This window comes from Nocardioides sp. Soil_C_8 (genome assembly GCF_057656315.1).
Genome location: NZ_JBDGKQ010000004.1, coordinates 57,770 through 71,843, shown reverse-complemented (window position 1 = coordinate 71,843; position 14,074 = coordinate 57,770). Strand labels below are relative to the sequence as shown.

Here is a 14,074-nt window from a genome sequence, read left to right as displayed (position 1 = left end):
CGTGGCCCGCGACACCGCCCAGGCCGCGGTCGCCCTCGGCGGGGGCCACGGCCTCTTCGCGACCCTCTCGGCGCTGCGTCGCCTCCACGACGACCTCACCATCGACGACCTGACGGCGGTCGTGACCGTCGCCGACAACGGCGGCTCGTCCGGCCGGCTGCGCGGCGAGTTCGGGGTGCTGCCCCCGGGTGACCTCCGGATGGCGCTCGCCGCGCTCTGCGGCGACGACGAGTGGGGCCGCACGTGGGCCGACGTCCTGCAGCACCGGTTCGCCGGCCAGGGCGAGATGAACGGTCACGTCGTCGGCAACCTGCTGATCGTCGGGCTGTGGGAGCTCATGGGCGAGCCGGTGCGGGCGCTCGACTGGGTCGGGCGGCTCCTCGGCGCCCACGGTCGCGTGCTGCCGATGGCGACCACCCCGATGGACATCACCGCTCGGGTGCGGGGCTCGGACGAGGGCGATCCGGAGGCCGTCACCGTGGTGCGCGGCCAGGTCGAGGTGGCCACCACCGCGGGCCGCATCGAGTCGGTCGCGCTCGTCCCCGAGGACCCGCAGGCGTGCGCGGAGGCGGTCGACGCGATCATGGCCGCCGAGTGGGTCGTGCTGGGCCCCGGTTCGTGGTTCAGCTCGGTGATCCCGCACCTGATGGTGCCGGGCCTCCGCCGCGCGCTGGCCGAGACCGCCGGACGGCTCGTGGTGGTGCTCAACCTCGAGGCGCAGCCGGGGGAGACGACCGGCTTCGGTCCTGCCGACCACCTGGCTGCCCTGTTCGAGCACGCGCCCGACCTCACCGTCCACGCGGTTCTCGTCGACGCGTCCGCGCTCGCCGACGACCACGCCCGGTTGGAGAAGGCCGTGGCCGAGCGTGGAGCCCGGTTGGTGGTCGCCGACATCGCGGTCCCGGGGGAGCCACGTCACGACCCCGACCGGCTGGCCGAGGCGTTCCGGCAGGTCGTCGACGAGGCCTGAGTCACTCCTGCGCGAGAGGCCCGACCGTTCCGGCCGAGGGTCGTTGACCCACGTGGCAGGATTCGCCCCATGGCTATGACGGCACAGGTGAAGGCAGAGCTCGCCTCCACCCAGATCACCAAGACCTGCTGCCGCAAGGCCGAGGTCGCCTCGATGCTCCGCTTCGCCGGCGGCCTGCACATCGTGAGCGGCCGGATCGTCGTGGAGGCCGAGCTCGACACCGGCGCCGCGGCCCGCCGACTCCGCAAGGACATCTCCGAGGTCTACGGCCACCCGTCCGACGTCGTGATGGTCCAGGGCAACGGCATCCGCAAGGGCAGCCGCTACATCGTGCGCGTCACCAAGGACGGCGAGGCGCTCGCCCGCCAGACCGGCCTGCTCGACCAGCGCGGCCGACCGGTGCGCGGCCTGCCCCCCGCCGTGGTCAGCGGCGGTGGGTGCGACGCCGTCGCCGCCTGGCGTGGTGCCTTCCTGGCACACGGCTCGCTCACCGAGCCGGGACGCTCGTCGTCGCTGGAGATCACCTGCCCCGGCCCCGAGGCCGCGCTCGCCATCGTCGGCGTCGCCCGCCGCCTCGGCATCTCCGCCAAGGCGCGGGAGGTGCGCGGCGTGGACCGCGTCGTGATCCGCGACGGCGACGCCATCGGTGCGCTGCTGACCCGCCTCGGTGCCCACGAGTCGCTCATGGCCTGGGAGGAGCGCCGGATGCGGCGCGAGGTCCGGGCCACGGCCAACCGGCTCGCGAACTTCGACGACGCCAACCTGCGCCGGTCGGCCCGCGCCGCCGTGGCGGCGGGCGCGCGCGTGGAGCGGGCGCTGGAGATCCTCGGCGAGGAGATCCCCGACCACCTCCGCCAGGCCGGCCACCTGCGCCTGGAGCACAAGCAGGCGTCCCTCGAGGAGCTGGGCCAGCTGCACGAGCCCGTGCTCACCAAGGACGCGATCGCCGGGCGCATCCGACGGCTGCTGGCGATGGCCGACAAGCGCGCCGAGGAGCTGGGCATCCCCGACACGGAGTCGTCGCTGACCCCGGAGATGCTGGCCGACGAGGCCTGAGACCCGGCTGGGTCCTGCCTAGCGCGCCTTCTCGCGCAGCGACGCGCCGCGCGCCCGTCGTACGGTCGCCCAGGCGCTGAGGAGGGCCACGGTGCCCAGCAGCACGGCGACCACCAGGGCGGTGCCGCTCAGCAGCACGGGATCGATGCGCGGGACGACCCGTGGCCAGGAGATCTCCTCGACCTGACCGAGGGTGATGCGACCCAGCACGATGAGCTGCGAGGCCGCGCCGGCGAACAGGCCGGCGATGCCTGCGGCGCCGAGCACCACCACCTGCTCCACGGCCACCGACGACAGCACCGAGCGCCGTCGGACGCCGACGACGCTCAGCGCGGCGGCGTCCATCCGACGCCCGGGGAGCTGGATGGCAGTGGTCACGACGAGCCCGGCGACCGCCATCAGCAGCACCAGGACAGACGCGACGAGGTAGAGGCGCAGGGCGAGCGCGTACGCCGTCCCGTCGAGGCGCTCGCGCTCCTGGGAGTAGAGCCGCTCGACCGTGAGTCCCTGGTCGGCCAGCGCCGTCGTGACGCTCTCGGGGGTGTCGGCCGCCGCGAGGACGCGGACCTCGAACTCCTCCTCGTAGACCGTGCGGTTGGTCGTGAGCATGGCGTAGTCGATCAGCACGCCCTCGGGGCCGAGGAACGGCACGCTCTCCGCGACCAGCACGGCCTCGGACGGCGGGGGACCACCGACGGTGGAGGTCGCGGCGCCCGCGGCGACCCGGCCGAGGCGGCCCACGGCCTCGCGCCCGGCCACGACGGGTCGCAGGCCGCCGGTCCCGGACGTCAGCGCGGCCTTGCCGGTCCCGTCGGCGGTGACGACGAGGCCGCTTCCGTCGACGCGCACGTCCTGCGCAGCCTGCGTCACGCCCTCGTCGACGAGGTGCCAGTCACCGCGGGTGAGCACGTCGGAGGCGTCCGAGCCGTCCGCCTCCAGCGGACCGACGACGTACTTCCCGGACAGGTCGGTCGGCAGGCCGGCCGGCCCGGCCAGGGCGAGGCCCTCGACGGTGCAGCCGCGCTCGCACGGGACACGCTCCGTGGCGGTGGAGGATCCGGGGGAGAAAGGTCCGACGTACGCGTTGTAGGTGTCGCCGCCGGCTGTGCGCAGACGCATCTCGACGGTGACCTCGTCCGCGGACGGCGGCGCGGTCAGGTCGAGCCGGAGAAGGGCGCCACGGAGCGGTGGCGTGGGCGGCCGGGTGATGAGGGAGACGACGTCGTCGACGCTGTGCCCGGGCGTCCACGAGGGGTCCCACGACGACGCGGCCGGCAGCCGCGGCACGTCGGCGACGACGTAGACGCCGTCCTGGGCGTTCCAGGTGCCCGTGGCCATGAGCCACCGGCCGTCGGGGTCGAGGCGGTGGGTGAGCGCGACGGCCTCGCTCATCGGCAGCTCGCTCGACCAGACGGTGCTGGCCGGGGCCTGGGTCGCGGCCACGCTGGCGCGCCAGGCGCCCGCCGCGTCGAACGTGCCGGCACCGAAGGTGACGACGGCGATCGCGATGGTCAGGGGCAGCACGACGAGCGTGCCGACCGAGCGCCGGGCGACGGCCCGAACCGCCAGGAAGCCCGCGACGCCACGCGCCGGCCGACGGGCGAGCGCCCGAGCGGTCGCCCGGGCGCCGCCGGCGGCGGCGAGACCCAGCACGGCGGCGATCAGCAGCGGCAGCACGAGGTCCGCCGCGTCGGTGGCACCACCCGCAGGCCGGGTGAGCGCGGCGACCACGAGGACGAGCGTGAGCGCGACCAGCGCGAGGGCGGCCAGCACGGCGAGCCGCCCCGCCGGGCGGGGCCGGGCCTGACCGCTCAGCTGGTCGGCGAGGCTGCGCGCGAGGACAGCCCGGGTCGAGACTACGCACACGGCGACCGAGCAGGCGACGACCGCGACGCACGCCAGGACGGCGTACGTCGGCACCGGGATCGGCAGCCCCGGTGTCAGCCAGGCGCGCACGAGTGCCCACGTGAGCGCCGCGCCGGCGGCGACGCCGGCGGGCACCGCCAGGGCGACGAGGAGCAGCGGCTCGCTCAGGGCCAGCAGCCACGTCCGCCGCCGGTCTGCGCCGCGCAGCGAGGCCAGGGCCAGGTCGGGGACCCGCAGCTCGCCCGCCGCCGAGGTGAGCCGGCTGAGGAGGGCGAGGGCGACGAGGACGAGCGAGACCACGGCCGGGGTGACGGCGAGCAGCGCCGAGCGCCGTTCACGGTCGACGTCGGTGACGATCCCGTCGAGGTCGTTGTTGGAGATCTCCGCTGCGGTGCCCACGGCGAGCTGCTGCGGCGCCGGGTCGGCGGCCGCGCGCCCGGCGATCGCGGGCAGGTCTGCGGCATCAAGGTCTGCAGGCACGTCGATGCGGCTGTCGACCCGGACGAGGAGCAGGCTCGGGGGGAGGCCGGCGAGCTGGTCCGGAGCCACGAGGTACGGCGCCGGCTGCCGGGGGATCTCCGTGCCGAGCCGCACGGTCGTCGGCACCGACGCGAGCCGGGTGGGCTCGAACCAGAAGTCCTCCAGCGCCTCGCGCCGCTCGGCGGGAAGGGTGGGTCCGGACGGGTAGGCATAGGTGCCGACGAGGGTGAGCGTGCCGAACGGCTTGCCGAGGTCGATGCGGTCGCCGAGCTCGTGCCCGTCCTCCTCGGCGTCGCCGGCCAGCACCGCCACCTCGCCCGGAGCCGACGGGCAGCGGCCCTGGAGGTCGAGGTGCGCGCATGCGTCGGGCTTGGCCAGCAGCATCACCTCGCCGAGGAAGCGCGAGGCAAGCACGCGTGCGGTCTCCAGCTGGGCGCTCGGGGCGTGCTGGTCGTCAGGCAGGTCGAGCTGGTCGAGCGTGTCGTCGAGCAGGGTCGACGGGTCGTCCGTCGAGGCGCTCGGGCGGACCTCCCACGTCCGGCCCGTCAGCACGTTGCGCTCCGCGGAGAGGCGGGTGACGGCGTACGCGTTGCCGACCGCGGCGGCGAAGGCCGGGCCGAGCACGGCCGAGCCCAGTGCGACCACGAGCAGCAGCAGGGTGCCGAGCGAGAGCAGCGAGCGCGACCGCAGGCCGTCGAGTGCCACCCGGATCACGGCGTCACCTCCTCGCGCAGCCGGGCCGGGAGGCTGGCGCGGTCGGGCACGTGCCCGGTCCACCAGGTGGTGACGCCGGCGAGCACGGTCGCGACCGCGCCGGCCACGAGGAGCGCAGCGAGGCGGGGGCCGGCGTCCAGGGGGAGCTGCCCCGGACCGGCGGCCAGCACGGGCAGGGCGTCGGAGAGGGTGACCACGACGAGCAGCGTCGCCGCGACGCTCGCGAGGCCGGGGGCGAGCGCCATCACGACGACCTGCAGGCGGCCGGCGGCGCGCTGGTCGGCACGGCGTACGCCGACGAGGCGCAGCACTGCCCGCTCGTGGGTGCGCTCGCGACGCAGCCGCGCGGCCGGCAGGGCGAGGGCCAGCAGCCCGAGCAGCGCTCCGCCGGCGGCGAGCACGGCGAAGCGGCTCGCCGCCCCGTCGTCCGCGGCGTCGACGACCTGGCGCGAGAGCTCGGACCCGGGGCGCGGCGTGCCGACCTGCGCCAGCACGCTGTCCGGGGTGTCGGCGCGCGCGAGGACCAGCGGCTCGGCGCGCGCGACGGCGCCGGTGCCCGGGATGACGGACGTGGACAGGTCGAGCACCGTGCCGGCGGCGCCGACGACGGGCAGCGCGTCGGCGGTCGCCAGGACGCGGGCAGGCCGCGCCATGCCACCAGTGGTCGGAGCCTCCGGCTCGTCGGGCCAGTCCACGGACCTCGTGGCGAGGATCGGCGTTGCCCACGTCGAGCGGTCGGTGGTGAGGTAGCTGGTGCCGGCGCTGCTCGGCCGGACGCGGAGGCGTCCGGGCGTGGCCGTGACCTCGCCGGGGGGCCGGTCGTCGGGCTCGCCCAGCAGCCAGGGTCGTTGCAGCAGGTCGAGCCCACCGAGGTCCAGCGCGGTGACGGTGAGCGCCGGCCGCTGGCAGCGGGGCTGGGCCCAGGTCTCGGATCCGCACGGGAACCCGACCGCGACCTCCATGCCGGTCACGCGGCAGCCGGTCTCGCACCGGGTCAGGTCGGCGACCAGGGTGGTCGGCGTCCCCGGCGTCGGTCGGGCGAAGACCGTCTGGCGGCCCGCGCCGGACGGGCTCACGGTCAGCACGTCGAGGCGCAGCGGTCGCGGGCGCGGCCCCGCCAGGGTGAGGCGGACGGTCATCCGGCTGCCGTCGGTCGTGGGCTCCGGTTCGGTGTCGGCCGCGACGGCGCCGAGGTCGGACACCTGCGCTGAGCCGCGCGACGCCGCGGTCCCGTCGAGGCGGTCGCCGACGACCCGCTCGTAGCGCGTCGTGTCGAGGTAGACCCGACGCGAGATCGGACGGTCGTCCTCCAGGACGCGGATGGCCGCCATCAGCCACTTGCCGTCCGGGTCCGCCTCGCGGGCCGCGTCGAGCAGGTCTTCGGCAGGGCCGTCGTACGGCACCACCAGCGGCGTCGCGGACGTCACGAGCGAGGTGTCGCGCGCCCAGTCGTGGACGGCGAAGGCGGTGTTCGCGGCGCAGCCCAGCAGCACCGCCGACCCCACCAGGACGGGGAGCCCGGTCGTGGCGCGGGGCAGCGCGAGCCGGTGACCGGCGAGCGAGGGCCCGAGGCCGGCCCGCCGGGCGAGCCGGTTCGCGACGAGCCGCACCACTGCGGTCACCAGCAGCCCGGCGGCGAGGCCCACCACCACGGGCGCGGCGAAGGCCCACGCGTCGGGCGCGGACGAGGAGCGGCGGAGCAGCGCGACCACCGCGGCCACCGCGACGACCACGGGCACCAGGGCGGCCAGGGCGCTGGCCCGGCGCGCCCGTTCGGCACCGGCGGGTCGGAGCAGCTCGGTCAGCGGGCCGCGCACTGCCACCACCATGGCCGTGACGACGGTGGCGGTGGCGACGACCCAGACAGCGGCGACCGGCGCAGGGGAGACGTTCCCGGTGCCCAGGAGCACCGCCAGCGCGACGCCGATCACGCCACCGAGGACCGCCGTCAGCAACGGCTCGGCGACGAGCGAGGACACCCACCGCACGCCCCGGCGCCCGTGCAGCCGCAGCAGCGCTGCCTCCTGCCGGCGTGCGCCGCCGAGGGCCAGTCCCGCCCCGGGAAGGACACCGGCCGCCAGCACGACCAGCGGCACGAGGAGGGCGGGCCTGCCGCCTGCGTCGGCGAGCACGGCGGCCGCGGTGACCACGGCGATCGCCACGGCGACGGGCAGGTGCGTGCCGCGCCGGGCCCACCACCCGGCCACCAGGCGCAGGGTCATGCGATCCGGCCCTCGTCGATCGCCACGTGGAGGTCGGCCAGGTCGACGATGGCCGGGTCGTGCGTGGCGATCACGACCACGCAGCCCCGCTCGGCCTCGGCGCGCAACGCCTCGAGGACGACAGCGACGTTGCCCTGGTCGAGCTCGCTGGTCGGCTCGTCGGCGAGCAGCACCGGGGCGCCGACGACCAGGCCGCGGGCGCATGCCACGCGCTGCAGCTGCCCGCCGGAGAGCTCCTCCACCTGCCGGTCGCCGAGGTCGGCGATGTCGAAGCGGGCCAGTGCCGACTCGGCCCGGTCGGAGGCGTCGGTCCACGAGGTCCCGCGGGCACGCAGGGCGATGGCGACGTTCTCGCGGGCCGACAGGATGGGGACCAGGCCGTAGACCTGGAGCACGAACGCGATCTCGGGAGGCGGGTCACCGTCGCCCTGCCAGGTCGCGCTGCCGCCGTACGTCGCGGTGCCGGTGCTCGGCGCGACGAGGCCGCCGGCGATCGAGAGGAGCGTCGTCTTGCCCGAACCGCTCGGCCCCGACAGGGCCGTCACCCGGCCGGCCGGGAACGTGACCGAGACGTCGTCGAGCAGGAGCGGCCCGGGCTGGTACCTGACGTGGTCGAGGACCAGGTCGCCGGCTGCGGACGTCGCGGCGTTCGTCGGGGTGCTCATCGCAGCTCTTCCCGCGGGATGCCGGTCTCGTCGGCCGGGTGGCTGATGACGATCCGACGCGGCTCCGCGTCGACGCGCACGAGGGTGCCGGCGGGCCACTGGGTGGTCAGGTGGGACGGCAGGTGCAGGACGCCCTCGTTGCCGATGACGGCGTACTCGGCGCCGTGGTGCCCCTCGGACCCCACGCGGCCGCCCTTCATCGTCACGGTGCGGGGGAAGGTCGCTGCCACCTCGGGCTGGTGGGTGACCACCACGACGGTGGTGCCGAAGTCGCGGTTGAGGTCGTGGAGCAGCCCGACGACCGCGTCGCGGTCCACGTGGGAGAGCTGGCTGGTGGGCTCGTCGGCGAGGAGCAGGCCGGGCGTCGTGGCCACGGCGCAGGCGAGGGCCAGGCGCTGGCGCTGGCCGCCGGACATCGTGCTGACCACCTGGTCGGCCTGGTCGGAGAGGCCCACCCGGTCGAGGAGGTCGGTCACGCTCGGCGCGCGGTCGGCCTCGTCGGCCGTCATGCCGATGCGGGCGAAGTCGATGTTGCGTCGCGCCGTCGTGTAGGGAAGGAGGTTGCGGGTGGATCCCTGCAGCATGGTCGCCACCCGCCGTGCCCGGAGCCGGGACAGGTGTCGCTCGCTCATCCGCGAGATGTCGTCGTCGCCGAGCAGGATGCGCCCGGCGCTGGGGCGCTGGATGCCGCCCAGGAGCGCGAGGAGCGTGGACTTCCCGGAGCCGCTCGGGCCGAGGAACGCGACCCGTTCCCCGGGAGCGATCTCGAGGTCGACGCCCTGCAGCGCCACCACGTCATGGCCCTCGAAGGTGCGGTAGAGGTGCACCACGCCCGAGCACCGGACGCCGATGCCACCCCCGTCCTGCACCTGGAGTCCTCCTGAAGCCACCTGAAGCCATGTCGTCGGTCAGCACCCCGTGCGGAGTGCTGGGACATCATGCACCTGCGACGCCCGGCGGGGGAGCGACGACCCTCTTGGATCGATCCAAAGTTACCGGTCCGTACCGCGGGAGACCGCGCGTTGCGGCGAACCGGTGGCCCGCTAGGGTCGGAGGTGGTCACCAAAGGCCGCAGTTGTCGACGGGGTCACCGAAGGCCCCACCAAGGAGGCATGGATCATGACTGTCCGCGTAGGTATCAACGGCTTCGGTCGCATCGGCCGCAACTTCTTCCGCGCCGTGCGCGCCTCGGGCGCCGACATCGAGATCGTCGGTGTCAACGACCTGACCGACAACGCCTCGCTGGCGAACCTGCTCAAGTTCGACTCGATCCTGGGCCGGCTCGACGCCGACGTGTCCAGCGACGACACGTCGATCAAGGTGGGCGACCAGACCATCGCCGCGTTCGCCGAGCGCGACCCGTCCGCCCTGAAGTGGGGCGACATCGGTGCCGACGTCGTCGTCGAGTCCACCGGCTTCTTCACCGACGCGACCAAGGCCAAGGCCCACGTCGACGCCGGCGCCAAGAAGGTCATCATCTCCGCGCCCGCCTCCAACGAGGACATCACGATCGTGATGGGCGTCAACCACGAGCTCTACGACCCCTCGGCGCACACCGTCATCTCCAACGCGTCGTGCACGACCAACTGCCTCGCCCCGATGGCCAAGGCGCTCAACGACGGCCTGGGCATCACCAAGGGCCTGATGACGACCATCCACGCCTACACCGCCGACCAGAACCTGCAGGACAACATCCACAAGGACCCGCGCCGTGCCCGCGCCGCCGCGCTCAACATGGTGCCGACCTCGACCGGTGCGGCGAAGGCCATCGGCCTTGTGCTGCCCGAGCTCAAGGGCAAGCTCGACGGCTACGCCATGCGCGTCCCGGTCCCGACCGGCTCCGCCACCGACCTGACCTTCGAGGCCAGCCGCGAGACCTCGGTCGACGAGGTCAACGAGATCGTCAAGGCCGCCGCGGACGGGCGCTACCTGAAGTACTCCACCGACCCGCTGGTCTCCACCGACATCGTCACCGACCCGGCGTCCTGCATCTTCGACGCGCCGCTGACCAAGGTGATCGGCAACCAGGTCAAGGTGCTCGGCTGGTACGACAACGAGTGGGGCTACTCCAACCGCCTCGCCGACCTGATCACCCACGTCGGCACGTCGCTCTGAGTCGATGGCCGAGTCCACCGCTGGCATCGAGTCCCTCGGTGACCTGAGGGGGAAGCGCGTCCTGGTCCGCTCGGACCTCAACGTGCCCCTCGACGGCACCACCATCACCGACGACGGCCGGATCCGCGCGAGCGTGCCGACTCTTCTGGAGCTCGCCGACGCGGGCGCCCGAGTGGTGGTCGTCGCCCACCTGGGCCGCCCCAAGGGCGCGCCCGACCCGCAGTACTCGCTGGAGCCGGTCGCCGGTCGCCTGTCCGAGCTGCTCGGGCGGCCGGTGGCGTTCGCGACCGACACCGTCGGCGCGAGCGCGTCCGAGACGGTCGCGGCCCTGCAGGACGGCGACGTCGCCCTGCTGGAGAACGTCCGCTTCAACGACGGCGAGACCAGCAAGGACGACGAGGTGCGGGGCGCGTTCGCCGACCAGCTCGCGCAGCTGGCCGACGCCTTCGTGTCCGACGGGTTCGGCGTCGTCCACCGCAAGCAGGCGAGCGTGTACGACGTCGCGCTGCGGCTGCCGTCCGCGATGGGCGGGCTGGTGGCGGCGGAGGTCGACGTGCTGCGACGCCTGACGGAGGAGCCCGAGCGGCCCTACGTCGTGGTGCTGGGCGGGTCGAAGGTCTCCGACAAGCTCGGGGTCATCGACAACCTCATCGACAAGGCCGACAAGCTGCTCATCGGTGGCGGGATGGTCTTCACCTTCCTCAAGGCCCAGGGCCACGAGGTCGGCAAGAGCCTCCTCGAGGCCGACCAGCTCGACACCTGCACCCGCTACCTCCGCGAGGCGGAGGACCGGGGCGTCGAGATCGTGCTGCCGACCGACGTCGTCGTCGACACGGCGTTCCCGTCGGACGACCGCGAGCCGCAGCCGTCCGTCGTACCCGCCTCGGAGATCCCGGCGGACGCGCTCGGTCTCGACATCGGGCCCGAGTCCGCCTCCGCGTTCGCGGCGGCGCTGGCGGACGCCAGGACGGTCTTCTGGAACGGCCCGATGGGCGTGTTCGAGACCGACGCCTTCGCCGGCGGCACCCGTGCGGTCGCGCAGGCGCTCACCGAGGTCACGACGTCGGGGGGCCTGTCGGTCGTCGGTGGCGGCGACTCCGCCGCGGCCGTGCGCCAGCTCGGCTTCGACGAGGCCGCGTTCGGCCACATCTCCACCGGCGGTGGCGCGTCGCTGGAGTTCCTGGAGGGCAAGGAGCTCCCGGGCATCGCCGTACTCGAGAGGGGCTGACCGTGGCCGAGACAAAGACCGACCGCACGCCGCTGATGGCGGGCAACTGGAAGATGAACCTCAACCACCAGGAAGCGGTGGTGACGGTCCAGAAGCTCGCCTGGACGCTGTCGGACAAGCGCCACGACTTCGGCAAGGTCGAGGTCGTCGTCGTGCCGCCGTTCACCGACCTGCGCTCGGTGCAGACGCTGGTCGACGGCGACCGGCTGTCGATCCGCTACGGCGCCCAGGACGTCTCCGTCCACGACAACGGCGCCTACACCGGCGAGATCTCCGCGGCCATGCTCTCCAAGCTGGGCTGCTCCTACGTCGTGGTCGGGCACAGCGAGCGCCGGATGTACCACAACGAGTCCGACGAGCTGGTCAACGCCAAGGCCCACAAGGCGCTCCACGCCGGGATGACCCCGATCGTGTGCGTCGGGGAGGGTCTCGACGTGCGCCAGGCGGGCGAGCACGTCCCGTTCACGCTCACCCAGCTCGACGGCTCGCTCGACGGCTTCACCGCCGAGCAGGTCGCCGGCCTGGTGGTCGCCTACGAACCGGTCTGGGCCATCGGGACGGGCGAGGTGGCGACCCCGGACGACGCCCAGGAGGTCTGCGCGGCGATCCGCGAACGCGTCCGCGAGGTGCACGGCGACGGCGCCGCTGACGGCCTGCGGATCCTCTACGGCGGGTCGGTCAAGGCCGCCAACGTCGGGGGGATCATGGAGAAGGCCGACGTCGACGGATGCCTCGTCGGTGGCGCGAGCCTGCAGGTCGACGAGTTCGGCGGGATCTGCCGGTTCTACGACATGCCCGTGCTGTGAGGGCGCTCACCGGTTCTCGGCCGTCGTGACGTAGGCTTCCGCTCGTGATTACGGCTTTCACCATCCTGCTCGTCCTGACGAGCGCGATCATGATCCTGCTGGTGCTCCTCCACAAGGGCCGCGGTGGCGGTCTGTCCGACATGTTCGGTGGCGGCGTGTCCAGCAGCCTGGGGGGATCGTCGGTGGCCGAGCGGAACCTCGACCGGTTCACGATCGGGGTCGGCGTCATCTGGTTTGCGTGTGTCATCGCCCTGGGCCTGCTGATGGCCTACTCGGGCAGCTGAGTCCCCGAGCGTTTCTGAGAAGGAGTCGTCATGGCTGGTGCTGGAAACGCGATCCGCGGTAGTCGAGTAGGGGCTGGCCCGATGGGCGAGGCCGAGCGCGGTGAGGCCGCGCCGCGCCAGGCCGTCACCTACTTCTGCAGCCACGACCACCGGTCCGTGGTGACCTTCGCGATCGAGGCCGCGGTGCCCGAGTCGTGGGACTGCCCCAAGTGCGGGCTGCCGGCGAGCCTCGACTCCGAGAACCCGCCCCCGGCTCCCAAGATCGAGCCCTACAAGACGCACCTCGCCTACGTGAAGGAGCGTCGCAGCGAGACCGAGGCGGCCGACATCCTCGACGAGGCCGTCGCCCTCCTCCGCAGCCGCCGCAAGGCCGGCGAGATCATCTTCTGACCGAGCGGGCACTTCCGCGCGCTAGGCGTCGCCGAGCGGGCACTTCCTCGCGCTAGACAGCGCCGAGCGGGCACTTCCTCGCGCTAGACAGCGCCGAGCGGGCACTTCCTCGCGCTGGACAGCCCGCGCCTGTGGATGAGGTACGACGTCGAGCACGCCGTTCGGGCATCGTCCGAGCATGCAGCGCTTGCCGACCTGGTGTCGCGACGCCGTCCTGCTGGACGGGACCGCGCCAGTCCCTGTCGATCGACCGTTCACTGCGCGTGAGGCCGACGCGGCCGGCGTGCCGTCCAGCCTCCGCCACAAGCTGGTCTCGAACGGCTTGCTGAGGCCGATGGTGCGCGGGGTCTTCGTCGCCACCCAGGTGCCAGACTCGCTACGGCTCCGCGTCGCTGCGTTGAAGCTGGTGACGCCTCCGCACGTCGTGGTCGTCGACAGGACCGCGGCGTGGCTCCACGGCGTCGACGCCCTTCCCCGCAGCGCCATCCACGAGATACCTTCGCTGGACCTTCACAGCCGCAGGGCCAGCAGGATGCGGCGCACGGGTGTGAGCAGCGGCGTCCGCCGCCTGACTCCGGCGGACACGGAGGAGATGGCTGGCATGCTGGTCACCACCGCCCTGCGCACGGCCTGCGACCTCGGCCGCCTGCTGTGGAGGTACGACGCGCTCGCCGCGATCGACGGGTTCCTCCGCCTCGGCGTCGACCAGGACCAGCTGATCCGTGAGGTCGACAGGTTCAAGGGGCACCGCGGCGTCGTACAGCTCCGCCGGCTCGCTCCGCTCGGCGATCCAGGAGCGGAATCCCCGCCGGAGAGCGCCCTCAGGTTGCACTGGCACGAGGCGGACATACCGGTCTGGCCCAAGACCCAGATCTGGGTGCACTCGGATGACGGCACACCTCGGTTCCGGATCGACGTCGGCGACCCGGACGCGCGGTTCGGCGCCGAGTACTTCGGCGAGGAGTTCCACGGTGAGGACGACGAGGTATCGGACGAGGACCGCTTGAGCTGGCTACGCACTCGGCGGGCGTGGGTGATGGAGGTGTTCACGAAGGCGGACGTCTACGGCCCTGATCTCGCCGCAGGTGACCGCCTCCACCGGGGGTACTGGACGGCGCGGTCGACCATGAGCCTGCGCGCTCCGACGTACGTCGACCTCGGCCGGCCCTAGCGCGAGGAAGTGCCCGCTCGGCCGGCTGTAGCGCGAGGAAGTGCCCGCTCGGCCGGCTGTAGCGCGAGGAAGTGCCCGCTCGGCCGGCTGTAGCGCGAGGAAGTGCC

General features: G+C 73.5%; 12 protein-coding genes. 8 read left to right on the top strand and 4 right to left on the bottom strand.

What is annotated here, in order from left to right; translation table 11 throughout:
- Position 1 precedes the first annotated feature (1 nt).
- Positions 2–970, top strand: coding sequence for a gluconeogenesis factor YvcK family protein (locus AC3A3L_RS17270; protein ID WP_487641275.1), 969 nt, complete (start codon positions 2–4; stop codon positions 968–970).
- 69 nt (positions 971–1,039) lie between these two features.
- Positions 1,040–2,026 (top strand): DNA-binding protein WhiA, encoded by a 987-nt coding sequence (gene whiA, locus AC3A3L_RS17265; RefSeq protein ID WP_487641274.1) that lies wholly within the window; start codon positions 1,040–1,042, stop codon positions 2,024–2,026.
- 18 nt (positions 2,027–2,044) lie between these two features.
- Here the strand turns inward: whiA and AC3A3L_RS17260 are convergent, their stop codons facing one another.
- Genes AC3A3L_RS17260 through AC3A3L_RS17245 form a run of 4 tightly spaced genes read right to left on the bottom strand, consistent with a single transcriptional unit; the run spans position 2,045 to position 8,863 of the window.
- Entirely contained in the window at positions 2,045–5,086 is a 3,042-nt protein-coding gene (locus AC3A3L_RS17260) for an ABC transporter permease (protein ID WP_487641273.1), read from the bottom strand.
- Positions 5,083–7,308 carry a hypothetical protein gene (locus AC3A3L_RS17255; protein WP_487641272.1) on the bottom strand — a complete coding sequence of 742 codons (2,226 nt, stop codon included), beginning with the start codon at positions 7,306–7,308 and terminating at the stop codon, positions 5,083–5,085. The genes AC3A3L_RS17260 and AC3A3L_RS17255 overlap by 4 nt, the downstream gene beginning before the upstream one ends.
- Entirely contained in the window at positions 7,305–7,973 is a 669-nt protein-coding gene (locus AC3A3L_RS17250) for an ABC transporter ATP-binding protein (RefSeq protein WP_487641271.1), read from the bottom strand. Before AC3A3L_RS17250 ends, AC3A3L_RS17255 begins: the two co-directional genes overlap by 4 nt.
- Entirely contained in the window at positions 7,970–8,863 is an 894-nt protein-coding gene (locus AC3A3L_RS17245; RefSeq protein WP_487641270.1) for an ABC transporter ATP-binding protein, read from the bottom strand. The genes AC3A3L_RS17250 and AC3A3L_RS17245 overlap by 4 nt, the downstream gene beginning before the upstream one ends.
- Positions 8,864–9,092: 229 nt before the next feature.
- Here AC3A3L_RS17245 and gap point away from each other — a divergent pair, with 229 nt between their 5' ends.
- The 6 genes from gap to AC3A3L_RS17215 all read left to right on the top strand — a co-directional run bounded on the left by gap (position 9,093) and on the right by AC3A3L_RS17215 (position 13,967).
- Entirely contained in the window at positions 9,093–10,088 is a 996-nt protein-coding gene (gene gap, locus AC3A3L_RS17240) for a type I glyceraldehyde-3-phosphate dehydrogenase (protein ID WP_487641269.1), read from the top strand.
- Positions 10,089–10,092: 4 nt separating this feature from the next.
- Positions 10,093–11,316, top strand: coding sequence for a phosphoglycerate kinase (locus AC3A3L_RS17235; protein ID WP_487641268.1), 1,224 nt, complete (start codon positions 10,093–10,095; stop codon positions 11,314–11,316).
- Positions 11,317–11,351: 35 nt separating this feature from the next.
- On the top strand, positions 11,352–12,122 hold the full coding sequence (tpiA, locus tag AC3A3L_RS17230) for a triose-phosphate isomerase (RefSeq protein ID WP_487641690.1): 771 nt from the start codon (positions 11,352–11,354) through the stop codon (positions 12,120–12,122).
- Positions 12,123–12,166: 44 nt separating this feature from the next.
- A complete protein-coding gene (gene secG, locus AC3A3L_RS17225; RefSeq protein ID WP_487641267.1) occupies positions 12,167–12,406 on the top strand; it encodes a preprotein translocase subunit SecG in 240 nt (79 codons plus the stop codon).
- 30 nt (positions 12,407–12,436) lie between these two features.
- Positions 12,437–12,796 carry an RNA polymerase-binding protein RbpA gene (locus AC3A3L_RS17220; protein ID WP_172259783.1) on the top strand — a complete coding sequence of 120 codons (360 nt, stop codon included), beginning with the start codon at positions 12,437–12,439 and terminating at the stop codon, positions 12,794–12,796.
- Positions 12,797–13,079: 283 nt separating this feature from the next.
- Positions 13,080–13,967 carry a type IV toxin-antitoxin system AbiEi family antitoxin gene (locus AC3A3L_RS17215; protein ID WP_487641266.1) on the top strand — a complete coding sequence of 296 codons (888 nt, stop codon included), beginning with the start codon at positions 13,080–13,082 and terminating at the stop codon, positions 13,965–13,967.
- The last annotated feature ends 107 nt before the right edge of the window (positions 13,968–14,074 follow it).